This window comes from Deinococcus aerophilus, assembly GCF_014647075.1.
Classification (GTDB): domain Bacteria; phylum Deinococcota; class Deinococci; order Deinococcales; family Deinococcaceae; genus Deinococcus; species Deinococcus aerophilus.
Window position 1 is genome coordinate 1 of record NZ_BMOM01000093.1, and the last position, 586, is coordinate 586.

Consider the following 586-nt stretch of genomic DNA (forward strand, 5'->3'; position numbering starts at 1 on the left):
AAACGCGCCTGTCATTTCGAGGCCATGGTCACGATTGCCTGCCTGATGGAGTGGCTCTGAAGGTTTGCGGACACACCCTAGCGGCTGACAATCTTGCAACAGGATTAAATGTGATTGCTGACTGCGTGAATCCGGTGACAGAAACTCGCTTGGCATGGTCAACCATTGCTGTTCAAGCAGGCGTTCAACTGCTGAATGTCGAGGTCATTTGCTCGGATCTTGCCGAACACGAGCGGCGCGTCACAGCCCGATTTCAAGACGGATCTGCACACAACGGACCCTGGTCTCCACCAATTTGGGAACAAGTGGAAGAAGGGAGAGCTGGCTATCAACTCTGGACCCAGGATCGTCTGGTATGCGATACAGCCTCCCGCATCCCAGACGACGCTGCTGACGAGTTGTGGACCTCCATCCAACAGATACGAACCTCAGAATAATGTGTGAAGGAATCGAGCTGCCCAAATACTGGCGCTCTCCCCGATCTCCCCTCAAATTTGAGGGCGACCACCTGACGGCCTGACACAAAGTATGAGAAAGCGTCCCCGGTAGGGGACACTTTCTGTTTGTGACAACCGAAAATGCCACC

General features: G+C 53.9%; 1 protein-coding gene. It reads left to right on the top strand.

The genetic code is table 11. From position 1 onward, the window contains the following. The coding region (locus IEY21_RS16980; protein ID WP_229753195.1) for a hypothetical protein at nt 1-437 on the top strand (437 nt) is incomplete at its 5' end. Nucleotides 438-586: the final 149 nt, after the last annotated feature.